General features: G+C 64.9%; 24 protein-coding genes, 4 tRNA genes and 1 pseudogene. 11 read left to right on the top strand and 18 right to left on the bottom strand.

Going from position 1 to position 22,249, the window contains the following annotated elements; genetic code table 11:
• Nucleotides 1–83: 83 nt before the first annotated feature.
• From CKW46_RS26750 to lmeA, 6 genes are all read right to left on the bottom strand, one after another.
• Complete coding sequence (locus CKW46_RS26750) at nucleotides 84–755, bottom strand: heme-binding beta-barrel domain-containing protein (protein ID WP_012396402.1); 672 nt, start codon at nucleotides 753–755, stop codon at nucleotides 84–86.
• Between the two features lie 151 nt (nucleotides 756–906).
• Nucleotides 907–1,209, bottom strand: coding sequence for a DUF1416 domain-containing protein (locus CKW46_RS26745; protein ID WP_011738766.1), 303 nt, complete (start codon nucleotides 1,207–1,209; stop codon nucleotides 907–909).
• A 1-nt stretch (nucleotide 1,210) separates the two neighbouring features.
• On the bottom strand, nucleotides 1,211–2,053 hold the full coding sequence (locus tag CKW46_RS26740) for a sulfurtransferase (protein ID WP_482052594.1): 843 nt from the start codon (nucleotides 2,051–2,053) through the stop codon (nucleotides 1,211–1,213).
• 37 nt (nucleotides 2,054–2,090) lie between these two features.
• Nucleotides 2,091–2,561 carry a DUF4395 domain-containing protein gene (locus CKW46_RS26735; protein ID WP_015357271.1) on the bottom strand — a complete coding sequence of 157 codons (471 nt, stop codon included), beginning with the start codon at nucleotides 2,559–2,561 and terminating at the stop codon, nucleotides 2,091–2,093.
• Between the two features lie 138 nt (nucleotides 2,562–2,699).
• Nucleotides 2,700–2,789 carry an Ms5788A family Cys-rich leader peptide gene (locus tag CKW46_RS26730; protein ID WP_369073493.1) on the bottom strand — a complete coding sequence of 30 codons (90 nt, stop codon included), beginning with the start codon at nucleotides 2,787–2,789 and terminating at the stop codon, nucleotides 2,700–2,702.
• Between the two features lie 71 nt (nucleotides 2,790–2,860).
• Nucleotides 2,861–3,673, bottom strand: coding sequence for a mannan chain length control protein LmeA (gene lmeA / locus CKW46_RS26725; RefSeq protein ID WP_011738769.1), 813 nt, complete (start codon nucleotides 3,671–3,673; stop codon nucleotides 2,861–2,863).
• A 403-nt stretch (nucleotides 3,674–4,076) separates the two neighbouring features.
• Between lmeA and CKW46_RS26720 the strand changes: the two genes are divergently transcribed.
• From CKW46_RS26720 to pstB, 6 genes are all read left to right on the top strand, one after another.
• A complete protein-coding gene (locus tag CKW46_RS26720; protein WP_085981878.1) occupies nucleotides 4,077–4,844 on the top strand; it encodes a winged helix-turn-helix transcriptional regulator in 768 nt (255 codons plus the stop codon).
• Nucleotides 4,841–5,803, top strand: a complete 963-nt coding sequence (gene mshD / locus CKW46_RS26715) for a mycothiol synthase (RefSeq protein WP_482052593.1) — start codon at nucleotides 4,841–4,843, stop codon at nucleotides 5,801–5,803. The genes CKW46_RS26720 and mshD overlap by 4 nt, the downstream gene beginning before the upstream one ends.
• A gap of 136 nt (nucleotides 5,804–5,939) precedes the next feature.
• Complete coding sequence (gene pstS / locus CKW46_RS26710) at nucleotides 5,940–7,046, top strand: phosphate ABC transporter substrate-binding protein PstS (RefSeq protein ID WP_482052592.1); 1,107 nt, start codon at nucleotides 5,940–5,942, stop codon at nucleotides 7,044–7,046.
• Nucleotides 7,047–7,140: 94 nt separating this feature from the next.
• Nucleotides 7,141–8,118 (top strand): phosphate ABC transporter permease subunit PstC, encoded by a 978-nt coding sequence (pstC, locus tag CKW46_RS26705; RefSeq protein WP_117436951.1) that lies wholly within the window; start codon nucleotides 7,141–7,143, stop codon nucleotides 8,116–8,118.
• On the top strand, nucleotides 8,115–9,023 hold the full coding sequence (gene pstA, locus CKW46_RS26700; RefSeq protein WP_117436950.1) for a phosphate ABC transporter permease PstA: 909 nt from the start codon (nucleotides 8,115–8,117) through the stop codon (nucleotides 9,021–9,023). Before pstC ends, pstA begins: the two co-directional genes overlap by 4 nt.
• 19 nt (nucleotides 9,024–9,042) lie before the next feature.
• Complete coding sequence (gene pstB, locus CKW46_RS26695; protein WP_011738774.1) at nucleotides 9,043–9,819, top strand: phosphate ABC transporter ATP-binding protein PstB; 777 nt, start codon at nucleotides 9,043–9,045, stop codon at nucleotides 9,817–9,819.
• A 34-nt stretch (nucleotides 9,820–9,853) separates the two neighbouring features.
• On the opposite strand, the gene phoU is transcribed toward pstB, so the two are convergent.
• The 5 genes and pseudogenes from phoU to CKW46_RS26670 form a co-directional block, all read right to left on the bottom strand.
• On the bottom strand, nucleotides 9,854–10,522 hold the full coding sequence (phoU, locus tag CKW46_RS26690) for a phosphate signaling complex protein PhoU (RefSeq protein WP_012396392.1): 669 nt from the start codon (nucleotides 10,520–10,522) through the stop codon (nucleotides 9,854–9,856).
• A gap of 57 nt (nucleotides 10,523–10,579) precedes the next feature.
• Nucleotides 10,580–12,519 (bottom strand): annotated as a pseudogene (locus CKW46_RS26685) (LCP family protein).
• 449 nt (nucleotides 12,520–12,968) lie between these two features.
• Nucleotides 12,969–14,054 carry a tRNA dihydrouridine synthase DusB gene (gene dusB, locus CKW46_RS26680; protein ID WP_420891772.1) on the bottom strand — a complete coding sequence of 362 codons (1,086 nt, stop codon included), beginning with the start codon at nucleotides 14,052–14,054 and terminating at the stop codon, nucleotides 12,969–12,971.
• Nucleotides 14,055–14,110: 56 nt separating this feature from the next.
• Nucleotides 14,111–15,127, bottom strand: a complete 1,017-nt coding sequence (locus CKW46_RS26675) for an acyl-ACP desaturase (protein WP_012396389.1) — start codon at nucleotides 15,125–15,127, stop codon at nucleotides 14,111–14,113.
• Nucleotides 15,128–15,294: 167 nt separating this feature from the next.
• Nucleotides 15,295–15,936: a TetR/AcrR family transcriptional regulator gene (locus CKW46_RS26670; protein WP_011738778.1), complete on the bottom strand. Its 642-nt coding sequence runs from the start codon at nucleotides 15,934–15,936 to the stop codon at nucleotides 15,295–15,297.
• Nucleotides 15,937–16,009: 73 nt separating this feature from the next.
• Here CKW46_RS26670 and CKW46_RS26665 point away from each other — a divergent pair, with 73 nt between their 5' ends.
• A complete protein-coding gene (locus CKW46_RS26665; RefSeq protein WP_482052591.1) occupies nucleotides 16,010–17,068 on the top strand; it encodes an oxygenase MpaB family protein in 1,059 nt (352 codons plus the stop codon).
• Between the two features lie 12 nt (nucleotides 17,069–17,080).
• Here CKW46_RS26665 and CKW46_RS26660 read toward each other — a convergent pair whose 3' ends face one another.
• From CKW46_RS26660 to CKW46_RS26650, 3 genes are read right to left on the bottom strand one after another with little or no spacing between them, the layout of a single operon-like run.
• Complete coding sequence (locus tag CKW46_RS26660; RefSeq protein WP_015357261.1) at nucleotides 17,081–17,284, bottom strand: hypothetical protein; 204 nt, start codon at nucleotides 17,282–17,284, stop codon at nucleotides 17,081–17,083.
• Between the two features lie 58 nt (nucleotides 17,285–17,342).
• Nucleotides 17,343–17,714, bottom strand: a complete 372-nt coding sequence (locus CKW46_RS26655; RefSeq protein ID WP_011738780.1) for an ArsR/SmtB family transcription factor — start codon at nucleotides 17,712–17,714, stop codon at nucleotides 17,343–17,345.
• 57 nt (nucleotides 17,715–17,771) lie between these two features.
• Complete coding sequence (locus tag CKW46_RS26650) at nucleotides 17,772–18,272, bottom strand: nucleoside deaminase (RefSeq protein WP_096369722.1); 501 nt, start codon at nucleotides 18,270–18,272, stop codon at nucleotides 17,772–17,774.
• Between the two features lie 93 nt (nucleotides 18,273–18,365).
• On the opposite strand from CKW46_RS26650, the gene CKW46_RS26645 reads away from it, so the two are divergent.
• A complete protein-coding gene (locus CKW46_RS26645; protein ID WP_117436944.1) occupies nucleotides 18,366–19,271 on the top strand; it encodes an SAM-dependent methyltransferase in 906 nt (301 codons plus the stop codon).
• Between the two features lie 17 nt (nucleotides 19,272–19,288).
• Here CKW46_RS26645 and CKW46_RS26640 read toward each other — a convergent pair whose 3' ends face one another.
• Nucleotides 19,289–20,101 (bottom strand): TIGR04255 family protein, encoded by an 813-nt coding sequence (locus CKW46_RS26640; protein ID WP_482052590.1) that lies wholly within the window; start codon nucleotides 20,099–20,101, stop codon nucleotides 19,289–19,291.
• Between the two features lie 204 nt (nucleotides 20,102–20,305).
• Nucleotides 20,306–20,378, bottom strand: a tRNA-Lys gene (locus tag CKW46_RS26635).
• Between the two features lie 123 nt (nucleotides 20,379–20,501).
• Between CKW46_RS26635 and CKW46_RS26630 the strand changes: the two genes are divergently transcribed.
• The 3 genes from CKW46_RS26630 (at nucleotide 20,502) to CKW46_RS26620 (ending at nucleotide 20,789) form a co-directional block, all read left to right on the top strand.
• A tRNA-Glu gene (locus CKW46_RS26630) sits at nucleotides 20,502–20,574 on the top strand.
• A gap of 37 nt (nucleotides 20,575–20,611) precedes the next feature.
• Nucleotides 20,612–20,685: transfer RNA gene (locus tag CKW46_RS26625), tRNA-Asp, on the top strand.
• 30 nt (nucleotides 20,686–20,715) lie between these two features.
• Nucleotides 20,716–20,789: transfer RNA gene (locus CKW46_RS26620), tRNA-Phe, on the top strand.
• Nucleotides 20,790–20,814: 25 nt separating this feature from the next.
• On the opposite strand, the gene CKW46_RS26615 is transcribed toward CKW46_RS26620, so the two are convergent.
• The gene (locus CKW46_RS26615; RefSeq protein ID WP_015357257.1) at nucleotides 20,815–21,984 is read right to left on the bottom strand and encodes a tyrosine-type recombinase/integrase; all 1,170 of its coding nucleotides are present in this window, start codon (nucleotides 21,982–21,984) and stop codon (nucleotides 20,815–20,817) included.
• Nucleotides 21,984–22,220, bottom strand: a complete 237-nt coding sequence (locus CKW46_RS26610) for a helix-turn-helix transcriptional regulator (protein WP_015357256.1) — start codon at nucleotides 22,218–22,220, stop codon at nucleotides 21,984–21,986. The genes CKW46_RS26615 and CKW46_RS26610 overlap by 1 nt, the downstream gene beginning before the upstream one ends.
• Nucleotides 22,221–22,249: the final 29 nt, after the last annotated feature.

Below are 22,249 nucleotides of genomic sequence, written 5' to 3'. Positions count from 1 at the left end.
ACAAGTACACGCAGAACCGTCGGCGAAAGGCAATAAGAAACTAGAGGTGGGGGTTGGTTTTGCCGGGCCGGCGCCGGGCGCTACTAGCCGGCGTAGCGCGACAGGCGGGCCGAAAGGTGCGGCACCAAGCCGCCGTCGGCGTCCACTCGTTCCTCGACATAGGCGAGGTCGCCGCCTTCGATGATGCCGTAGAGCCGCTTGGCGCCGCCGACCAGCACTCCGGACCGGCTTCGGGCGAGCGCGTCGGTGACCAGCTCCCAAGATGACTGGGTGAGCGGGCGGCCGTAGAACAGTTCCACGTAACCGGCCGAATGCGCCAACAGCAGCTCGATGGCCTGCGATTCGCTCGGATCGTCCTCGGGGTCGCTGACGAAGCGCCAGAAGCCGGTCTCACGCAGGCCCGGCTCCTCGTACTGCCCGTCCTCGTCGAGGCGCCATGACCGGGCTTCCCAATTCAGATAGTCGCCACCATCGTGGGAAACCACGATCTGCTGGCCGAACCGGTAGTCGCCGTGGGGTCCGCGACCCTCGCCCTCACCACGCCACACTCCGACCAGCGGCAGCAGCGCCAGCAGCGCGTCGTGCAGGTTGGCGCCGTGGCGCAGGTTTGCGGTGTCGGCGGGTAGCGGTAGGTCGTCGAACGTGGGGATATTGCGGGCGGCGGTCAACTTGGCGCGTTCCGCCGCAGCGGCGACGGCGCGATCACCCGAGCCCGCTACTGCATCCGGTCCGTCCTGGCTCGCGTCAGACGTCACGACTCGTCAGTGATAAGCCGATACAGCGCATAAAGCGCGAACCAGGAGATGACCACGGTCGCAAGGACCAGCAAGATCTCGTAGAACAGCACCACGCCGATGATTCTATTCGGCCATGCGGGTCGGCGAGTGTAGGAGGGTCCGGGGACCCTCAGGCGATCTTGACATCCACCTCGTGGATGCCCGCCCCCGACGGTCTGACCACGGCGTCACCGTTTCCGGCCTTGGACAGTGCGCGCACGGTCCACGATCCCGGCGCGGCGAAAAACCGGAAGTCGCCGGTCGCCGATGCCACGACCTCGGCGGTGAACTCGTCGGAGGAGTCCAGCAGCCGCACGAACGCGCCGCCGATGGTCTGCCCGTCGCGGTCCACGACGCGACCGGTGATCACCGTTTCCTTTTCCAGGTCGACGCTGGCGGGCAACGTCAGTCCTTGCTTGGGCGCAGTGCACATATCAATTTCCCAACTCGATCGGGGCGCCCACCAGGGAGCCGTATTCCGTCCAACTGCCGTCGTAGTTCTTTACGTTCTTGTGCCCGAGCAGTTCGTGTAAGACGAACCAGGTGTGTGAGGACCGTTCCCCGATGCGGCAGTACGCAATGGTTTCCTTGGCGCCGTCGAGACCGGCATCGGCGTAGAGCTTGGCCAGCTGCTCATCGGTTCTGAAGGTGCCGTCCTCGTTGGCGGTCCTGCTCCAGGGCACGTTGATGGCGCCGGGAACGTGGCCGGGCCGCTGACTCTGCTCCTGGGGCAGGTGCGCGGGCGCGAGAATCTTGCCGGAGAATTCGTCGGGTGATCGCACGTCCACCAGGTTCTTGACGTGGATGGCCGCGATCACCTCGTCGCGGAACGCCCGGATCGAATTGTCCGGTGTCACCGCGGTGTAGGAGGTTGCCGGCCGGCTCACGGCGGCGGTGGACAAGGGGCGCCCATCGAGCTCCCACTTCTTGCGGCCGCCGTCGAGGAGCTTGACGTTCTGGTGTCCGTACAGCTTGAAGTACCAGTAGGCGTACGCGGCCAACCAGTTGTTGTTGCCGCCGTAGAGGACCACGGTGTCGTCGTTGGAGATGCCGCGGTCGGAGAGCAGTTTGGAGAACTGCTGGGCGTCGACGAAGTCGCGCTTGATCGGATCCTGCAGATCGGTGCGCCAGTCCAGCTTGATGGCACCGGCGATGTGGCCGTCATCGTATGCGCTGGCGTCCTCGTCGACTTCGACGAAGACAACGTTGGCGGCCCCGGAGTTTCCAAGATTGCTCTTAGCCCAGTCGGCGGAGACCAGGACGTCGGTGCGTGCCATGGTGTCGGTCCTTTCAGGTTATTCAGGTGAACAGCAGTTAGGCGGGGTGGGGATCGCGTCGCAGGCGTGCGGCCAGCGGGTAGAGCTCACAGCCCAAACAGATGCCGAAGGCCGCATTCAGGAAGGCAGCCACCAGTGCCAGCGCGGTCGCGACCGCGCCGACCAGGAACGGGCCGAGGGCAAAGCCGGCGACGCCGCAGACCGCGAACACCAGCCCGACGAGCTGGGCGAACTTCAGCGGGGGGACCGGCTCACGCTCCCGAACCGCCGCGATGCGAGGTGCCACGAATGCCGAAAACAGCACTCCATATGGGTGCCGGCGCGGTCCGGCGAAGGCACCGACGGCGAACGCGGTGGCCTGCAGGCCCAACACGACCGCGGCGGCGGCGGGGTTGAGGGCCGAGATGATCAGGACCACCAGCAGAACCGCGGTGGTGACCCATGCGGCGAACCGGGGTCCTCGAACGTCTACCAGCTCGACTGCGGTGCGGGTGTTGGTGCTGGACACGGACTGCTCCTAGAAATGGCTGTTGCGCGGCGATGCAGGGCACTTCGGGCGATATAGCGATATAGGGCGAAGTGGGGAGATAGGCCACGGTCAGATTCCGCGGCTGCCCCGAGTGAACTGCGTAGACGACGCAGCTACTCAGCAGCTACAGCAACAGCAACAACCCGCGATGCGGCACAGATCTACTGCGCGACGCTTGGTGAGCAGAGGCTCAAGGCGGGCTGACACGCCGGTCAGCTTACCCAATAACCCAACGACATCGTGATCGAGCCACCAGAGCGGCGCGCACGCCGCCGCGGTCACGACTGCTTGAACCCCTCGAGGGAAATCGTCACGTCGTTGGTGATGCCTTCGATGATGATGTCCGAACCCCGGGCCCCTACCGTGTTGGGGGCCACGGCGAACGGCAGCTTCTGGTTCGGCAGCCGGCTGCTGAAGGCGCGCAGCACCGCACCGAGTTTGTCGTCCGGAACGGTTTGGTCGGCGGTATCGGGGCCGGTGACGACGCGGGTTGGGGTGATGACCAGGGTCGACTGGTCCTCGGGGGCGATGGACACGTCCACCGAGACGCTGACCCGTTGATCAAAGTCGGCCGATGTCGGCGTTCCGCTGAGCACCAACCCGTGACCGTCCGATATCCCTGACTCGGTCGTGCCTCCGGTGGCGTCGTTGCTCTCCTGCGGGGGCGCCTGCACCATCAGATCGCTGATGCCGAGGTGGCGGCCCAGGTGCATCGAGTCGATGATGATGCGGCTTTCCAGCTTGTGCACCGTCATCCGCGAATTCGGCTCGATCAGCCAGGAAGCCTGGGAGAGGTCGATCGAATGCATGGTGGCTTCGAGCGTGGCCACGCCGACCACGGCGTGCTCGACGGCAATGGCCTTGATCTCCAGCTCGAAGTACCGATGCCTCATCGCTTGCGGAATGAACGGGAAGCCGAGGATGGCGACAAACGGGTCCGACCCCAGGTGCGCAGCCTTGCGTACGCTGGTCGACAGCCGGTATTCCGCGTAGATGCTGGCCCCGAAGTCGATGCCGACGGCACCGAGGATGACGATGCCCAGGACGATCGCGGTTGCAGTGAGTCCGACCAGCACCTTGCGCATCCGCATATTGTGGCCTACCGGCCGGATTGATCCGATCGGATCGTCGTGCTGGGCCGCGCCCCGGTCATGAACTGTCAGCTTGGTCACAGTTACCGGGACGGACCTGGGTGGGTCGGCCCAGGATGCGGCCGCCGGTCAGTCGAACCGCCAGGGCGCTAGCACGACCGCTAGCTGGCGGTTGTCGCTGCACGGCGGGCAAAGAGCGTGCCCTGGGCAGATCCTGGGCGGCGCAGCCCCGGGCGGCCGGCGCGACGCGCCGCGGGGCCCTCCGGCCACCCGTTTCTGCCTTGCGCAACGCCTTATCGTCGGGCCAAAGACCAGGTGGCAAGTTATCGTTAGATGTGCTGGGCGCTAACGTCACATGTCGCGATGAATCTGGGAGATGCCTTTCCCACGACGCTGGAGGGGCTTGTTGGAGTTATTACTACTAACCTCGGAGCTGTATCCCGACCCTGTGTTGCCGTCACTGTCGTTGCTTCCTCACAATGTACGGACGGCCCCAGCGGAGGCTTCTTCGCTACTGGAAGCGGGCAACGCGGATGCGGTGCTTGTTGACGCTCGCAACGATCTATCGGCGGCTCGTGGTCTTTGTCGTTTATTGAGCACGGCCGGCAGGTCGGTGCCGGTGTTGGCGGTGGTGAACGAGGGCGGCCTGGTGGCGGTTAGCGCCGACTGGGGTTTGGACGAGATCCTGCTGCCCAGCACCGGACCCGCTGAGATCGACGCCCGACTGCGTCTGGTGGTCGGCCGCCGCGGAGGTCAGGCCGATCAGGAGAGCGTCGGCAAGGTCAGCCTGGGCGAGCTGGTCATCGACGAAGGCACCTACACTGCCCGGCTGCGCGGCCGGCCCCTCGACCTCACCTATAAGGAGTTCGAACTACTGAAATACCTCGCGCAACATGCCGGTCGCGTGTTCACCCGCGCGCAGCTGCTACACGAGGTATGGGGGTACGACTTCTTCGGTGGCACCCGCACCGTCGATGTGCACGTGCGGCGCTTGCGGGCCAAACTCGGCCCCGAGCACGAGGCGTTGATCGGCACGGTACGTAACGTGGGTTACAAAGCGGTTCGACCGGCGCGCGGACGGTCAGTGGCCGTCGATGCCGACGACGAAGAGGCCGAGTCGGATCACGACGGTTACGAAGAGCCACTGGTTGACCCGTTACGCAGTCCGTGACGGCGGGGCAATGGCGCTCGCATCTGACCGACGATCAACAGCGGCAGGTGCGTGATCTCGTCACGGTGGCAACACAAGTCGACGGGGTGGCTCCCGTGGGCGAGCAGGTGCTGCGGGAATTGGCCCAGCAGCGCACCGAGCACCTGTTGGTCGAGGATCAATCACCAGGGAAATCCGCCATCGGCTATCTGAATCTCAGTCCCGCCCATGGGGCCGATGCCGCGATGGCCGAGCTGGTGGTGCATCCGCAGGCGCGGCGGCGCGGGATCGCGACCGCAATGGTGCGTGCGGCCCTGGCGAAGATGGGCGGACGAAACCAGTTCTGGGCGCACGGCACCCTGGCACCCGCTCGGGCCACGGCGTCCGCGCTGGGGCTGACCCCGGTCCGCGAACTGGGACAGATGCGGCGGTCGCTGCGCCAGCTTCCCGAACCGGTGATCCCGAACGGACTGCAGATCCGCACGTATGCCGGAACGGAAGACGACGCCGAGTTATTGCGGGTCAACAACGCCGCCTTCGCCTATCACCCCGAACAGGGCGGATGGACCGAAGCAGACTTGGCCGAGCGCCGAGGTGAGCCATGGTTCGATCCCGCTGGCCTGTTTCTGGCCTTGGAAGGCTCCGAAGGCGCCGAGGACTCCCCAAGCGGCCAGCCCAGGCTGCTCGGCTTTCACTGGACCAAGATTCACCTCAATGATCCCGGCCTCGGCGAGGTCTATGTCCTGGGTGTCGATCCAGCCGCGCAGGGGCGCGGGCTGGGCCGCACGTTGACGATGATCGGTCTTCGCTCGTTGGCTCAGCGGTTGGGGGATCGCGATCTCGGCCACGAATCCACGGTCATGCTCTACGTGGAGTCGGACAATATCGCCGCCGTGCGGACCTATCAGGGGTTGGGCTTTTCCACCCATAGCGTCGACACGGCCTACGCCCTGGCGGCACCGGACGCGGCGTTGGCCTAGCGTCGGTGGTCGGCCCGGTTGCGTGTGCGCCGAAGGGCATACTGGCCGGGTGGGTCGGCAATCCGTCTGGGAGACGGCGAGCGCCGCCGGAAACCGTCGAGAACGCGTGCAGGAAGCGAGATTTGTGAGACTCGGCATGGTGGGCAGAGCCTTGGCGACGGTGATGGCCGCAACGACGTTTTGCGCCGGGGTGTTGACCGCGTGCGGTGGCGATGACCGCCGGGGCTCGTCGGCGAACTCCGGAGCGGTTTCGCGACGGGTGGAGTGCGGCGGCAGGAATACCTTGACCGCCGAGGGGTCCACCGCTCAGGAGGACGCCATGGCGCTGTTCAACCAGGTGTGGGGCGAGCTTTGTCAGGGTAAGAGCGTGTCCTACAAGGCCACCGGGTCCGGTGCCGGCCGCGAACAGTTCATCGCGGGGCGTGTCGATTTCGCGGGATCGGACTCACCGCTGGTCGCCGACCAGATTGGGCCGGCCGCCGACCGTTGCGGCGGCAATCCGGCCTGGGACCTGCCACTGGTTTTCGGTCCCATCGCGTTGGTGTACAACTTGCCTGGCGTCAAGACGTTGATCGTGGATGCCGATGCACTGGCCAAGATCTTCAGCGGTCTGATTCGGACCTGGGATGATCCGATCCTGCTTGGGCTCAACCCCGGTGTGGCGCTGCCCAACGCCCCGATCGCACCCGTCTATCGACAGGAATCGTCGGGGACCACCGACAACTTCCAGAAATATCTGACCGCCGCGGCGCCGCAGAGCTGGACCAACGGGGTCGGCGGGGAGTTTCGCGGTGGTGTCGGCCAGGGCGCACGCGGCTCGGCGGGGGTGATCACCGCGGTGCAGTCCACCCCGAACTCGATCGGATATGTCGAGAAGGGTTTCGCCGACAGCGCCGGCCTGCCGTTCGCGCAAATCAACAACGGCATCAGCGTCGTACCGCTGACCAACGAAACGGCCCGCAGTGCCGTCGATGCGGTGACGTTTGCCTCCAGCGGCAATGACCTGGTGCTGGAGCTGAATTCGATCTACGGGCTGCGCAACCCGGGCGCCTACCCGATCATGCTGGCCAGCTACGAGATCGTGTGCTCGAACGGATATGACGCGGAAACCGGGGCCGCGGTGAAGGCGTTCCTCGCGACCGCCGTCAACAGCGGTCAGAGCGGCCTTGCCTCGGCCGGTTACGTTCCGGTGCCCGATAATGTCAAACAGCGCCTAGTGACCGCGATCAACGCTCTGCAATGACCGCCTGAGGATCAGCGCTCGGTAGGCACAAGGGTGATGGCATCGATGGGACCGCAGTGATAACACCTGACCCGGCCGACGTGGGTGCGGGGAACTGCCGGAATCGCCGGTCATCTCCATCAATCCGTGGGGCAACGGCAAACCGGGTTTGGCGGACCGGATATTTCGTTGGCTGGCTCAGGGCGCCGGAGTCCTGGTCGTCGCCCTGATCATCGCGATCGGCGTATTCCTGGCGTGGCGCGCGATTCCCGCACTGGCCCGCAACAAAGAAAACTTCTTGACCTACGGCGGGAATTGGGTGACCTCCGATACGTCGGCGATGCACTTCGGAATCCTCGACCTGCTCGAGGTCACGGTCTTCATCTCGCTGTTTGCGCTGATGTTGGCGATGCCGGTCGCGCTGGGCGTGGCGATCTTCCTGACTCAGTACGCGCCGCGGCGGGTTGCCGGCCCGTTGGCCTACCTGGTGGATCTGCTGGCCGCGGTGCCGTCGATCGTCTATGGCGTATGGGGTCTATACGTGCTGGCGCCGCAACTGCAACCGGCCGCTGCCTGGCTCAATCGCACCCTGGGCTGGTGTTTCCTGTTCGCCAGCGGTGATGGCCCGGTCGACGAGGGCGGCACCGTCTTCACCGGGGGGATCGTGTTGGCGGTGATGATCTTGCCGATGATCACCGCCGTCACCCGGGAAGTCTTCGCTCAAACTTCCCAGGACCAGATCGAGGCCGCGCTGGCGCTCGGCGCCACCCGGTGGGAGGCGGTCAAGACCACCGTGCTGCCGTTCGGGCGCTCGGGATACGTCAGCGGCGCGATCCTGGGTCTGGGCCGGGCCTTGGGTGAGACGGTCGCGCTGCTGATCATCCTGCGCGGCACCGAGCAGGCGTTCGGATGGTCGTTGTTCGACGGTGGCTCCACCTTCGCCACCAAGATTGCCGGCGCGGCCTCGGATCTCGACGACCAGTATCAGGCCGGGGCCTACCTGGCCGCGGGACTGATGCTTTTTCTGCTCACCCTCGTGGTCAACGCCATCGCCCGCACCGCGCTCATCGGTACCAGAAGGGTGCACCGATGACCTCGATGTTGGACCGGCCGGTCAAGGCGCGCACGTTCTCGGGACTGGCGCGCCGCCGTCGGCTGGTGAACAGCCTGGCGACCGTGCTGGTGACACTGTCGATGCTGGTGGCACTGACGCCGTTGATCTGGGTACTGGGTTCGGTGATCGCCAAAGGCTTCAAGGCGGTGACTTCCAGCGCGTGGTGGACTCATTCGCAGGCAGGGATGACGGCATTCGTGGCCGGGGGCGGCGCCTATCACGCGATCGTCGGCACCGTGCTGCAGGGCTTGGTGTGTGCGGCGCTGTCCATTCCGATCGGCATTATGGTGGCGATCTACCTGGTCGAATACGACGGTGGCGGGCTGATGGGCAGGCTGGTGTCCTTCACCGTCGACATCCTGACGGGCGTGCCGTCGATCGTGGCCGCGCTGTTCCTCTACGCATTGTGGGTCGGGGTGTTGGGTTTTCCCCGTTCCGAGTTCGCGGTGTCCTTGGCGCTGGTCTTGTTGATGCTTCCGGTGATCGTGCGGGCGACCGAGGAGATGCTGCGTATCGTTCCGGTGGATCTGCGCGAGGCCGGCTATGCGCTGGGGCTACCGAAGTGGAAGACCATCGTCCGCATCGTCATTCCCACCGGGTTGTCCGGCATCATCACCGGGATCCTGTTGGCATTGGCCAGGGTGATGGGTGAGACGGCGCCGTTGCTGATCCTGGTCGGATATGCACGGACGATGAACTTTGACATCTTCAGCGGGTACATGGGCTCGTTGCCCGGCATGATGTATGACCAGACCACGATGGGTGCCGGAATGAACCCGGTACCCACGGACCGGTTGTGGGGCGCCGCGCTGACGCTGATCTTGGTGATTGCCATCATCAATATCGGGGCCAGGGTGCTCACAAGAATCCTCGTCGCCAAGTAGTCAAGGGCAGGAGCGCTAAGTGGCCAAGAGGCTAGACCTCAAGGACGTCAACATCTACTACGGGTCGTTTCACGCCGTCGCTGAGGTGTCGCTGTCGATTCTTCCCCGCAGTGTGACGGCGTTCATCGGCCCCTCCGGCTGCGGCAAGACGACGGTGCTGCGCACGCTGAACCGGATGCACGAGGTCATCCCGGGTGCCCGCGTCGAGGGCTCGGTGCTGCTTGACGACGAAAACATCTACGGTCCCGGTATCGACCCGGTGGGGGTGCGACGGGCGATCGGGATGGTCTTTCAGCGCCCCAACCCCTTTCCCGCGATGTCGATTCGCGACAACGTGGTTGCCGGCCTCAAGCTGCAGGGCGTGCGCAATCGAAAGGTGCTCGACGAAACGGCCGAGTATTCCCTGCGTGGGGCCAACTTGTGGGATGAGGTCAAAGACAGGATGGACAGGCCCGGCGGCGGGCTGTCCGGTGGGCAGCAGCAGCGGTTGTGTATCGCGCGGGCCATCGCGGTACAACCCGACGTGTTGCTGATGGACGAGCCGTGTTCGGCGCTGGATCCCATCTCCACGATGGCGATCGAGGATCTGATCAGCGAATTGAAACAGGAATACACCATCGTGATCGTCACCCACAACATGCAACAGGCCGCCCGGGTGAGCGATCAGACAGCGTTTTTCAACCTGGAAGCCGTGGGCAAACCGGGCCGCCTGATCGAAATCGACGACACCGAAAAGATCTTCTCGAACCCGCGGGAGAAGTCCACCGAGGACTACATCTCGGGCCGTTTCGGCTGACCCGGGTGGCCCCGGCCGCCACGGCCGATCGCGGTCAGCGCGAGTGGGTTGGCGATTCGTCTTCGGGGAATCTCCCGGTGGCCTGAAAGATCACCCGCCGCGCCACTTCCACGGCGTGGTCGGCGAAACGTTCGTAGAAGCGGCCCAGCAGCGTCACGTCGACGGCGGCCGCCACGCCGTACTTCCATTCTCGGTCCATCAGCACGGTGAACAGATGCCGGTGCAGATCGTCCATCGCGTCGTCTTCTTCGCGGATCCGGGCCGCCTTCTCCGGGTCGCGGGACAACACCACTTCTTGCGCACTGCTCCCCAATTCGACTGCGACCCTGCCCATTTCGGCGAAGTAGCCGTTGACCTCTTCGGGTAGCGCGTGTTGGGGATGGCGCCGGCGGGCGATCTTGGCCACGTGCAGGGCCAGGGCCCCCATCCGGTCGATGTCGGCCACCATCTGGATTGCGCTCACGATCGCCCGGAGGTCACCGGCAACCGGTGCCTGCAAGGCCAGCAGCACGAAGGCGCTCTCCTCGGCCCTTGCGCTCAGCGTCGCGATCTTCTCGTGGTCAGAGATCACCTGTTCGGCCAGCAGCAGATCGGCTTGTAACAGGGCCTGAGTCGCCCGCTCCATCGCGATGCCTGCCAGCCCACACATCTCACCGAGCCGCTCGGATAACTCCGAGAGCTGCTCATGGTAGGCCGTCCGCATGTGCTAAGCCTACGTTCTCGACCGCCTAAACGCCGCGAAGCGCCGCCCGAAGGGCGCCTACTCGCAGGTGGTGTCGGCGGCGTTGGTCACCGTTAGGTCTTCCGGCAGCTTAATCGGTGGGCTGGTGGAATTGCGGCTGATCTGCACGCTGACCGACGAGCCGTTCGGCGGGGGAGCGGTCACCGCCTTGAAGTCGGCGCCGAGCACCACCTGCACCACCTCGCCGATCCCGCTGACCCGCTCAACCTTGCTGTTGCCGAACGCGGCGGCCACCGTCGCGGCGGCTTGCTCGTTGCCGGGGGCAAAAAGCACCGTCGTGGTCTGCAACGAATTCGGGTAGTCGTCGGGTGCCATCACGTTGAAGCCGTTGCGCTTGAGCTGGCTGGCGGCGGTGGCGGCCAGACCCGTGGTGCCGGTTCCGTTGGAGACCTGCACGGTGACTTCTTGCGGCGAGGTGGTTGTCACCTGTTGGTGCTGAACCTCGTCGGCAGGACTTGCCGGCGGCGCTGTGGGGGCCGTGGTCGGTGCCGTCGTGGTCGGCCGGTTTCCCAACGTCTGGGCGTTGTGATCGTTTTCCAGCGGCAGCGGCTCATCGTCGATGATGGCGCTGAACAGCGCCTTCATGTCGGCCGTTCGCGGGGGCTCGTCGCCGTTCTCATCGGTGATACCGGTGGGCACGGTGACGAACGTGATGTGTCCGGCCGCCATGCCCTGCAGCGACTGACCCAGCTCAACCAGATCCTTGGTCTTGACGTTGTCGACGTAGCTGTCGCCGATGAACATGTCGACCACGTTGTTGAGCTTGTTGAGGTTGAACAGGGTGTCTTCGGAAATCAGCGAACGCAGCAGCGACGACAAGAACAGCTGCTGACGTTTGATGCGGCCGTAGTCGCCGTTGCTCTCGGTGGTCACCTGGCGGGCTCGCACATAGTTCAGGGCGGTCGTCCCGTCGATCACCTGGCGTCCAGCGTGTTCGAGCACCGTGTCGATTTCGTAGTCGCGCAGCGGCGTGGTGCTGCACACCTCGACACCACCGAGCGCTTGGACCATCTTGGCGAAGCCGACGAAGTCGATGGCGATGAACCGGTTGATGCTCAACCCGGAGAGTTTTTGGATCACCTTCACCAGACACTTGGGCCCGCCGAAGGAGAACGACGAGTTCAGTTTGGTCTCGGTGTAGACCATCCGGGGACCCATCTGTCCCGTCGTCTCGTCATAGATCGGCCCGTACTTGCCGGTGTCGGGGTTCCAGGCCTCGCACTTGACGGGGGTGATCGCCAGGTCGCGGGGGAACGAGACCGCCACTACTCGTTTGCGGTTCGCCGGGATGTTGACCAGCATCACGGTGTCCGACCGCGCCCCGCCGGCGTCCTCGGTGTCACCGGCGCCGACATTCGAATTGGCGCCGGCACGGGTGTCCATGCCGACGATCAGGAAATTCTCGTCGCCGTATTGCCCGCTGGGGTTGACGATGTCGCCCGAGTGCGGGTCGAGCGCGCTCACCGTGTTGAGCCGGTTGTTTTTCGACGAACTCCATTCCCACGCCCCGCCGGTGAGCACCAGCGCCAGCACGGCGAACAGCGCCGCCAGCGACCGCCCGGCCAGCAGTATCGGGCGCCGGCGCGGCTTCGGCTCGTCCTTGCCGGGCCGGGGAGTCTTTGCGGTCGACCTGCGACGCAACCGCGGCCGCCGGGCCCGCGCCGGTGCGGCCGGCTGCTCGCCGGGCGATTCGGGGTCGGACTCGTCGTGCGGATAGTTGGCAGAACCGAGGTCGGGGAGTTCGGAGAGCAGTTGCAGCGAGTAGGCCGGGATGGCGATGACCTCGGTGTCCAGCTGCTCGTCAGCCGGCTCGTGGACCTGGTCGGCGATATCGGGGGCGGCATCCGCGGGACTGGGTCGGGCTCGGATTCCGGTGCGCTGTGGTGGTGGGCCGGATGGGCGGGAACGGGGGCCCCGAGTTTGGCGATCAACTCGGCGACGCTGACACCGCCGTCGATGTGAGAGCCGACCTTCGGGGTGCGCTCGACGTCGTCGTGGGCTTGGCGCGGTTTCGCGCCACCGCGGGTGTCGACCGCCGCGGCGGCCTGCGCCACGTCGGCGGATCGTGTACTCGACCATCGAACGAGGTCGTCATCGACAGGTGCGGCCGAGAACCGCTCCCACGGCGCGGCGCCTCGCATTTCCTGTCGGTTTGGGGTAATCAATTCATCACCGCGGTGGGTGCCGGACGCGCGCCGATGGCCAGGAGTGGCGTCCCTCTTGCCATCACCCATGTCCTACCGGCCTCCGAAAATCGGATGAAGACATCAGCGTTGTCCGTGCGCATACCACAGCGCAGCGCCAAGGTGATGGCGCCGCGCAATGCAATAAAGCCCACATCGTACTGACATATCGGCGCACACGCGATTTCGAGAGCGTCTCAGTTCGACTGCCGAAGTCGATGGGGCTAGCCGCCGGAGTGCATGACGTCCGCGCCGTCGGGCACCCGGCAGTCATCGGGGTCATCCAGCCAACCCTCGGGAAGGGCGACTCGGGAGGGTGAACCCTGCCGGCCCCTGGGGCCGTTGGCGGCTTCGGGGAAAGCGACGCCGGGGTCCAACCGCGTCAGCAGAGAGTCGAGTTCGTCTAGGGTCTTGACCAGCGCCAATGCTCGGCGCAGGTCGGATCCGGCCGGAAATTCGTGCAGGTACCAGGCGACATGCTTGCGGATGTCGCGCATGCCCTTGTCCTCGCCGAAGTGCGCGGCCAGTAGTTCGCCGTGCCGGCGGATGATGTCGGTCACCTCGCCCAGGGTGGGGGGCGTGGGTCCCGGGTTACCGGTGAAAGCCGCCGACAATTCGGCGAACAGCCACGGCCGGCCCAGGCAGCCGCGGCCGATGACAACGCCGTCGCAACCGGTGGCGGCGATCATCGCCAGCGCATCGCTGGCGTCGTAGATGTCTCCGTTGCCGAGCACCGGGACCGTCCGCACGTGCTGCTTGAGCAGCGCGATCTGCTCCCAATCGGCCGTGCCCGAGTAGCGCTGTGCCGCGGTCCGGGCGTGCAGTGCGACCGCGGCGGCGCCCTCGGCCTCGGCGATGCGGCCGGCATCGAGGTGCGTGTGGTGCGCGTCGTCGATGCCGATGCGGAACTTGACCGTCACCGGTATGTCGGTGCCCTCGACCCCGCGCACCGCGGCGGCGACGATCTGGCCGAACAACCGTCGCTTGAACGGCAGGGCGGCCCCACCGCCACGCTTGGTCACCTTGGGGACCGGGCAGCCGAAGTTCATGTCGATGTGATCGGCCAAGCCTTCCTCGGCGATCATGCGGGCCGCAGCGTAGGTGGTGTCGGGGTCGACGGTGTAGAGCTGCAGCGACCGCGGCGATTCGTCCGGGGCGAACGTGGTCATGTGCATGGTGACCGGATGGCGCTCGACCAGAGCGCGCGCGGTCACCATCTCACAGACATACAGTCCACTGACCGTGCCGACCTTGGCCTGCTCTAGTTCACGACACAGCGTGCGAAATGCGACATTGGTCACACCAGCCATCGGCGCCAATACAACCGGGCTGGCCAGCTCGATCGGGCCGATGCGCAATGCCGGAACTACCGCCGGCTCATCGGCAGCTTGCCGGCCGTCTTGTGCAGTTCGAAGGCCGACACCCGCTTGCCGGTACGAGCTTCCCGATCGAGCTGGCGCTGCTTGGACTCCTCGAACTTGTCGCAGGACATCTCGAGTTCCTTGACCAGCAGGGCAAGTTCGTCGCGCATCTTGGCGCCCTCGCCGGTGAAGTCCTCGCGCTCGAAGATGCGCCACTTCTTCAGCACCGGCATGACGACCTCGTCGAGGTGGATGCGCGGGTCGTAGACGCCCCCGACGGCGATGATCACCGCTTTGCGCCGGAACTCGGGCACCTGGAACCCGGGCATCTTGAAGTTGTGCAGGATCAGGTGCAGCGACTTCATCGCCTGGTTGGGGGCCAGGTCGAACGCGGCCTCGCTGACGTCGCGGTAGAAGATCATGTGCAGGTTCTCGTCGGCCGAGATCTTGGCCATCAGCTGGTCGGCGATGGGGTCGTTGCAGGCCTTGCCGGTATTGCGGTGCGAAACGCGGGTGGCCAGCTCCTGGAAACTCACGTAGATGACCGAGTCGGTGACGCTCTCGGCGAAATAGTCGCCCTGGTGGTTCTGGCCCGGGCTGAAGCCGCGGTTGACCACCTCGAGCCGTAGCTTCTCCAGCTCGACCGGGTCGACGGAGCGGGTCACCACCAGGTAGTCACGCAGCGCGATGCCGTGTCGGTTCTCCTCGGCGGTCCACCGGTTGACCCACTGACCCCAGGCGCCGTCCATGCCCATGTTCATCGCGATCTCGCGGTGATAGGAGGGCAGGTTGTCCTCGGTGACCAGGTTCTGCACCATCGCGATCTGTGCGACATCGGAAAGCTTGCTCTGCTCCGGGTCCCACTCCTGGCCGCCCAGGGCGTAGTAGTTCTTGCCGTCCGACCACGGGATGTAGTCGTGCGGGTTCCAGTTCTTGTGCATGCTGAGGTGCCGGTTGAGGTACTTCTCAACGACCGGTTCAAGCTCGTGCAGCAGGTGTAGGTCGGTCAGCGGGGCCGACATGGCGCCCTCCAGTATCTGTGGTTTTGCGGATTTATCTGTGTCTGTGGGTTGCAGTCAATATATCTGTGTCGATCGGTAGCATCAAGTTTGCGCACTATCGGGCGCGCCACTAGTGGCGTCGCATTTCGCGCAAATATCGAGTCGCAGGCCCTGCGATATTAATCGGCTTAGTCGTGCTGTCGGGCAGCGACTGGGTGCTCGGCTTCACCTCGGTCACGGTGTGGAGCGTAGGCGGCGGCGGTGCCGAGCAACAAATCCACGCAGTAGTCAATAAATTGCTGGCGGGTGGCTCCCAATTGTCCATTCAAATATGCGGTGAAAAGGCCGGTAAGGGCACCGATCAGGCTGGTGGCGACCAGTTTCTGCAAAACGGGGTCGGCGATTTGAGAGAGTTTGCGTTGCAGTAAATCGATGAAGTTGGGCATCCAGTCCGCGCCGGAGCGCGTCAGCACCGGTTCGACGGCCGGCGCCAAAAGCAGGACGCGACCGCGTACCGGATCATCGACCATCAGTGCAACGAATCGCTCCACGGCGTCTCGGGGGGTATTTGCCGACATAAGCGTCGCCATCGCTCGGGTGCAAACGTCGTCGTAGACTGCGCGTACGAAATGGTCACGGTCGCTAAAGCTTTCATAGAAATAACGCTCGGTGAGTGCCGCTTGGCGGCAGACCGCGCGAACGGTCAGCGCCGGTCCCGCTTCCTCGCCGAGCAATTGAACGCCGGCGGCGATGAGGGTGTCGCGGCGTACGGCGTGGCGATCTTCCAGCGGGACGCCCGTCCAGCGACCCCGTCTTTGACCCGCCTGCACATCCCTCCTAGAATCAAGTGACAACGCGTGTAGTCAAAATTGCTGACATCACCCAACCGCCCGGGGGACACCAGTGACCCAAGATACGTCCGCGGCCTGCCCACTGACCAGCGCCGAGCCGAAGTCGTCGACGAACTCTGCCGGCCAGGTTGCCGCGTCCGGCGATTCGCAACCCGCAGCAACCGGTTGTCCGGTTTCGTCGCTGGGCTATGAGGCGGCGCCGATCCCGCTGGGGCCGGACTCGTTGACGTGGCGGTACTTCGGTGACTGGCGCGGCATGTTGCAGGGGCCATGGGCGGGATCCATGCAGAACATGCACCCTCAACTTGGCGCGGCCGTCGAGGATCACTCGACGTTTTTCCGCGAGCGCTGGCCCAGGCTGTTGCGGTCGCTCTATCCGATCGGCGGCGTGGTGTTCGACGGCGACCGTGCCCCGGTCACCGGCGCCGAAGTCCGCGACTATCACGTCAACATCAAAGGGGTGGACGCGGCGGGTCGCCGATACCACGCCCTGAATCCGGACGTCTTCTACTGGGCGCACGCCACGTTCTTTGTCGGCACAATTCACGTGGCCGAACGGTTCTGTGGGGGGTTGACCGAAGCGCAGAAGCGCCAGCTGTTCGACGAACACGTGCAGTGGTACCGGATGTATGGCATGAGCATGCGGCCCGTTCCGGCGTCCTGGGAGGAATTTCACGTCTACTGGGACCACATGTGCTGCAACGTGCTGGAGAACAACTTCGCCGCGCGCGCCGTGCTCGATCTGACCGAACTGCCTAAACCGCCATTTGCGCAACGGGTTCCGGACCGGCTGTGGGCGTTGCAGCGAAAGTTGTTGGCCCCGTTTTTTGTGTGGGTCACCGTCGGTCTTTATGACCCACCGGTGCGAACCCTGATGGGCTATCAGTGGTCGCGGCGCGATGAGTGGCTACACCGGCGCTTCGGGGACTTCGTGCGCCTGATCTTTGCGCTGGTGCCGCGTCGAATGCGCAAGCATCCGCGCGGGCGCGCCGGCTGGGATCGGGCCATGGGGCGTATCCCAGCCGACGCGCCATTGGTGCAGACTCCGGCGCGCAACCTGCCGCCGCTGGACGAGCGTGACAACCCCATGCACTACTGCCCTGAGGTCTGATCCGGCGCGGTGTCAGCTGTGCGCGTGGCTGTGCACGCTTTCCAGGCCCGATTCATGCACGTGCTGATGGGTGTGCTCGGTCCCGTCATCGTGTGAGTGCGGGTGTGCGTGCTTGACGTGTTCGTGCTGATGGGTGGTGTGGGCGTGGCTGTGGGTCACCTCGCCGTGCCGGTGTTCGTGCGCATGCGGCCCGTGGTGGGTATGCTCATCGGACATGGATTCATCTCTCCTTTTTCTTCTTGTGTGAAACATGTTGTGGTTCTGAGGGGCTCGGTTAGGCGTCGGTTACGGCCTGCAGCCCGCCGTCGGATCGGTGATGGCGGGGGACGCCGGGGCCGGCGTGCTCGGCGTTGAAGACCGCATCGATCACCAACTGCCGCACGTGCTCGTTTTCCAGGCTGTAGAAAATCGTCGTCTTGTCCCGGCGGGTGCGCACCAGCCGCGCCATCCGCAGCTTCGCCAGGTGCTGGGAGACCGAGGGCGCGGGCTTGTGGATGTGTTCGGCGAGTTCATTCACCGACATCTCGCGATCGGCCAGCGACCATAGGACCTGCACGCGAGTGGCGTCGGCAAGCATCCGAAACACCTCAACCACCAAGCCCACCTGATCGTCCGGCAAGGGCTGTGATCTGTTATCTGCATGCATACGCAGATAACAGTTCAGATTGGTAGTGTGGTGTCAAGATCACCGGTTGTTGGACGTCTAGTCGGCCGAGTTGGGGGCCGCCGCGCGCTTCCCGCCGTTGAGCTCCTGCCAGAACCGGTAGACGTTCACGGCTGAGGGGCGCGGGTCGTAGCGCATCGGCAGGCGACGGTCCTGCCAGGCCTTGGCGAACTCGTCGTAGAAGGTCGCGAGCTCGAAATACTTGCGGTCGTCGACGTAGTACTGCTCGTAGATGTCGCGGGTGGTCAAAAAGATGACTTCGTCGGGGGAGCAGTAGTAGAGCGAACCCAGGCACATCGGGCATGGGTGCGCCAGCACGTAGAAGGTGGTCCCGAACAGCTGCTCGGTTCCCAGCTTGGTGCACGCTGCGCGGATGGCGAGGATCTCGGCGTGGGCGGTGGGGTCGTTGGTCTGGGCCACCTTGTTGGCGCTCTCAGCGAGTACCTGGCCGTCTTTGACGATGACCGTCGCGAATGGTCGGCCGCCTTCGGCCACGTTTAGGCGGGCGAGATCGATGGCGCGCTGAGCGAAGTCGGTCACACTTGTCAGCCTAGACCGGGCGCAATCGGCGCAGCCTGTGATACTAACTAGATTATCTATAGTCTTTTCCGGGTTTGGGGACGAAGGAGCGGCATGGTGCGTACCGACCGGTATCGTTGGGACCTTGCGACAAGTGTCGGTGCGACGGCGACGATGGTCGCCGCCCAGCGCGCGCTGGCTGCCGACCCGCAGTACGCGCTGATCGATGACCCGTACGCGGCCCCGCTGGTGCGTGCGGTCGGCATCGACGTCTACACCCGGCTGGTGAATGGACAGATTCCGGTTGATGTGGAGTCTGGATTCGATCCGGCCCGGATGGCCGAGGCGATGGCCTGCCGGACCAGGTTCTACGACCAGTTCTTCGTGGACGCCACCCGAAGCGGGATTTCCCAGGTGGTGATCCTGGCGTCCGGCCTGGATGCGCGCGCCTATCGGCTGGGCTGGCCGGCGGGCACCGTCGTCTATGAGGTCGACATGCCACAGGTGATCGAGTTCAAGACCCTCACGCTGGCCGATCTTGGGGCCGAGCCGACCGCCGAACGCCGCACCGTTGCGGTCGACCTGCGTGACGATTGGGCGGCCGTGCTGCAGGCCGCCGGATTCGACAAGGACGTGCCCTCGGCATGGAGCGCCGAAGGCCTGCTCGTCTACCTACCCGATGACGCCCAAGGCGCGTTGTTCGACAACGTCACCGCGCTCAGTGCTACGGGCAGCCGGCTGGCCTTCGAGTTTGTCCCCGACACGGCGGTGTTCAACGACGAGCGGTGGCGTTCGCACCATGCCCGGATGAGCGAACTGGGGTTCGAGATCGACTTCAACGACCTCGTCTACCACGGTCAGCGCAGCCACGTCATCGACCATCTAGCCCGCGACGGCTGGCAGAGTGCGTCCCACACCGCCAAGGAGCTACACGCGGCCAATGGCTTGGACTATCCCGACGATGACATCGCCGCCGTGTTCGCCGACATCACCTACACCAGCGCGGTGCTCGGGCGCTAAAGGCTGCGTAGCCGGCGCTAGGAGCGCAGCAGTTCATCCCTGAGGCGCGGGGTGATCAGGTCTTGGAAGACCTCCCGCGCGGGACCGTAGAGGTCCTGCAGGGTCGAAACGAGCGCATCCCGGTTGAACTCGGGAATCGAGCCGAGCGGCGTCCAGAAGCTGTCGATGTCCATCAGGAAGAACGGTCCGGTCTGGGCCGCGGTGACGCGACGCAGGTGGTAGTTCGCATCGAGGGCCTGGCCCATGCCCGGGCCGTAACGCAGGATGAGCGACTTGCCGGGCTGTGCCTCGCGGTAGACCGCGGCGCCCTGCCACTCGGCCATGGACAGCCCGCCCGGAGCGATGCGTTGCGGACCGAGAAGCTGCTCATCGATCCAGTTGCTCCACGTGATGCGGCCATCGACACCGGCGGGAACCCGGATTTCGAGGACGTACCGCAGGCCGATGCGCTCCACCCCGACGATGGACGACACCTGCGCCCGCGCGTCCGCGACCCGCAGCAGGATGTCGCAAAAATTATCGAAACTGCTGTAAGCGCTGGTCTCGACGACGATCGCCTGGTTCTTCAGCGACGCGGAAACCGTGTTGTCCCGATTGCCGTAGCGCACGAAACGGTCCGCCACGGGCGTGGGGGCGGCGCCGGGAGCCGTCATGCCCCAACTCACGTCTTGGGCTTGACGTTCGATGGGCAAGTCGTTGATGAGAAGGTGCTTGAGCTCGCGGCTGCTTGATTCGGTGAGCGAATCCGTTGCCGGGTGCCGAATTTCCGCGGTCACCAGAGCAACGGGTGCGTTGGGTTGGACTCCATCGGGATTCATCTCGGGAAGCATAGCCGGAGCATAACCAAGCGCTGGCGGGTTCTAAACGCCGCCCAAGGCTGGATGTGGCCGAAACCGTGAAGTGATCGTGCCCACTCTCATCGGCCGCGGATCGCACCCGGCCGATTCGCGCCTGCGGCCCGCCTCGGGATCGGCCGGCTCCGTGAAACGACCGATCCCGCGCGGGGAATCGGCCGAGTTCACGGCCCGTTTGAGTGCCCCCACTAGGACTCGAACCTAGGACCTGCGGATTAAAAGTCCGTAGCTCTACCAACTGAGCTATAGGGGCTGCGGAGGTCAAGGATACTGGGTCCGAAATGGGGGCTCGTTTGAGGATTGGCCCTGTGGTGACCTAAGCTAGCGAGGCTTCCAACGAACCACGTTGCGAGTGCCCCGGAGTGATTCGGATCGGGCCCCCATCGTCTAGTGGCCTAGGACGCCGCCCTTTCACGGCGGTAGCACGGGTTCGAATCCCGTTGGGGGTACACGCGACGCGGTAACGCGGAGCAAGCAGTACAGCAAGGCCCTGTGGCGCAGTTGGTTAGCGCGCCGCCCTGTCACGGCGGAGGTCGCGGGTTCGAGTCCCGTCAGGGTCGCCGATTATGGCGAGGCACATGCTGCCTTGGGGCCAGGTAGCTCAGTCGGTACGAGCGTCCGCCTGAAAAGCGGAAGGTCGGCGGTTCGATCCCGCCCCTGGCCACTCTTCTGACCTGCATAGACACGGATTATGCACTCGATGGTTGGTTTGGTTCGTCCGGTTCTTGTCCGGTCGTCGGTGTCTGAATCTCAGTCGCGTGAAGCTGATCGAGGTTGGTTGCCACTTGGTCTAGTTCGTCGGCGTAGAGATCGCTATAGATGTTCGCGGTCACGGTCGGCGTCGAGTGGCCCATGGTCTTCTGGACATATCTGAGGTCGGCGCCGGATTTGCGGGCCAGGCTGGCGTAGGTATGGCGTAGATCGTGGATGGTTAGTGGCGCTAGGTCGGTGCTTTTGAGGGCTTTGTTCCAGTGGGTGTGGCGACGCCTGTTGTTGGAGCGCAACATCGCTCCGTTGGCTGAAGTGACGGCGGGTTGGTCCGGTGCCCGCCCGGTGATACGCCCCTTGAAGATGTCGACGACGACTTGGGGGAGCGGGACGGTTCTAATGCCGGCTCGGGTCTTGGGTGGTCCGATAACAATGTGGCCCTCAACTTCCGGTGCGGCCCGTCGCACATAGAGCCGACGAGCAGTCAGGTCGATGTCCTTGACCCGGAGGCCGACGAGTTCGGACCAGCGCAGGCCGGTGTAGGCCAGGATCGTCACCACGTCGCCCTGATCGCCGCACGCGGTAGCGAGCATCCGGACCTCCTGAGCAGTCAAGTATCGGTGACGCTCCCGCTCAGGAATGCGGCCCGCCGAGACGCCGAGCGCGGGGTTGCGGTGGATGCGGCCGTCCTGGTGTGCGACATCGAGAATCGACCGCAGGAGACGCAGCGTCGACACCTTCGCCCACGGGCCGACCGTCAGGCCGTCAACGAACGCCTGGACGTCAGCGCGGGTGATCTCGTCGACCGGCACATGCCCGAACCGCGGCTTGATGCGCAATTCCCAGTGCTGGTTGTAGCCGCTCCAGGTCTTCGGCGACACCGCCGGCTTCTTGGAGTCGGAGAACTGCGTCCAGATCCTGCTGAGCGGCGTCCGACCAAGGCGGGGGTCGAACCGACGTGCGCCCAGCGCGGCCTCGTTGTCCCGTTCGGACTTGAAGGCCTTCGCCTCGCGCAGCGTCGGGAACGTCGCGGACGTTTCCACCCAGCCGGATGGGGCGTCCGGGTCACGGATCAGGTAGCGGACTTGGTAGCGGGGCTCACCGGCGGCGTTCAGCCGTTTACGGATGCCGCGCGGAGTGTTGCCGGCCATTACCGACGCACCTGCTTGAGCCAGGACCGGACTTCGGTCGCATCCCAGCGCCGTACCCGCTCCGACAACGTGTAGCAGGGCGGCCCGATCTGCTCGCCGGTCGTTTCGCGGAGCGCTGCCCACCGGTTGAGCGTCGCGGCAGAGACGCCGAGCAGCGCTGACACCTGATCTGCAGTCAGCAGCTCAGGAAAGCCGCCGGTGGAGACGAGCGTTTCCCGGAGACCGTGAATCACCATGGCATCACCTCGCTGCTCGGATTGCATCG

Origin of the sequence: Mycobacterium liflandii, assembly GCF_022354805.1 — a bacterium.
GTDB classification, from domain to species: Bacteria; Actinomycetota; Actinomycetes; order Mycobacteriales; family Mycobacteriaceae; genus Mycobacterium; species Mycobacterium marinum.
The sequence above is the reverse complement of the archived record's forward strand: the minus strand, read 5'-3'. Positions and strand labels throughout refer to the sequence as shown.

Coding starts and splice junctions, on each gene's coding strand:
- CKW46_RS26745 (WP_011738766.1), bottom strand. CDS start 1,209: ATGTGCACTGCGCCCAAGCAAGGACTGACGTTGCCCGCCAGCGTCGAC.
- CKW46_RS26740 (WP_482052594.1), bottom strand. CDS start 2,053: ATGGCACGCACCGACGTCCTGGTCTCCGCCGACTGGGCTAAGAGCAAT.
- lmeA (WP_011738769.1), bottom strand. CDS start 3,673: ATGCGGATGCGCAAGGTGCTGGTCGGACTCACTGCAACCGCGATCGTC.
- pstS (WP_482052592.1), top strand. CDS start 5,940: ATGGTGGGCAGAGCCTTGGCGACGGTGATGGCCGCAACGACGTTTTGC.
- pstA (WP_117436950.1), top strand. CDS start 8,115: ATGACCTCGATGTTGGACCGGCCGGTCAAGGCGCGCACGTTCTCGGGA.
- phoU (WP_012396392.1), bottom strand. CDS start 10,522: ATGCGGACGGCCTACCATGAGCAGCTCTCGGAGTTATCCGAGCGGCTC.
- dusB (WP_420891772.1), bottom strand. CDS start 14,054: ATGGCTGGTGTGACCAATGTCGCATTTCGCACGCTGTGTCGTGAACTA.
- CKW46_RS26675 (WP_012396389.1), bottom strand. CDS start 15,127: ATGTCGGCCCCGCTGACCGACCTACACCTGCTGCACGAGCTTGAACCG.
- CKW46_RS26660 (WP_015357261.1), bottom strand. CDS start 17,284: ATGTCCGATGAGCATACCCACCACGGGCCGCATGCGCACGAACACCGG.
- CKW46_RS26655 (WP_011738780.1), bottom strand. CDS start 17,714: ATGCATGCAGATAACAGATCACAGCCCTTGCCGGACGATCAGGTGGGC.
- CKW46_RS26645 (WP_117436944.1), top strand. CDS start 18,366: ATGGTGCGTACCGACCGGTATCGTTGGGACCTTGCGACAAGTGTCGGT.
- CKW46_RS26640 (WP_482052590.1), bottom strand. CDS start 20,101: ATGCTTCCCGAGATGAATCCCGATGGAGTCCAACCCAACGCACCCGTT.
- CKW46_RS26615 (WP_015357257.1), bottom strand. CDS start 21,984: ATGGCCGGCAACACTCCGCGCGGCATCCGTAAACGGCTGAACGCCGCC.
- CKW46_RS26610 (WP_015357256.1), bottom strand. CDS start 22,220: ATGGTGATTCACGGTCTCCGGGAAACGCTCGTCTCCACCGGCGGCTTT.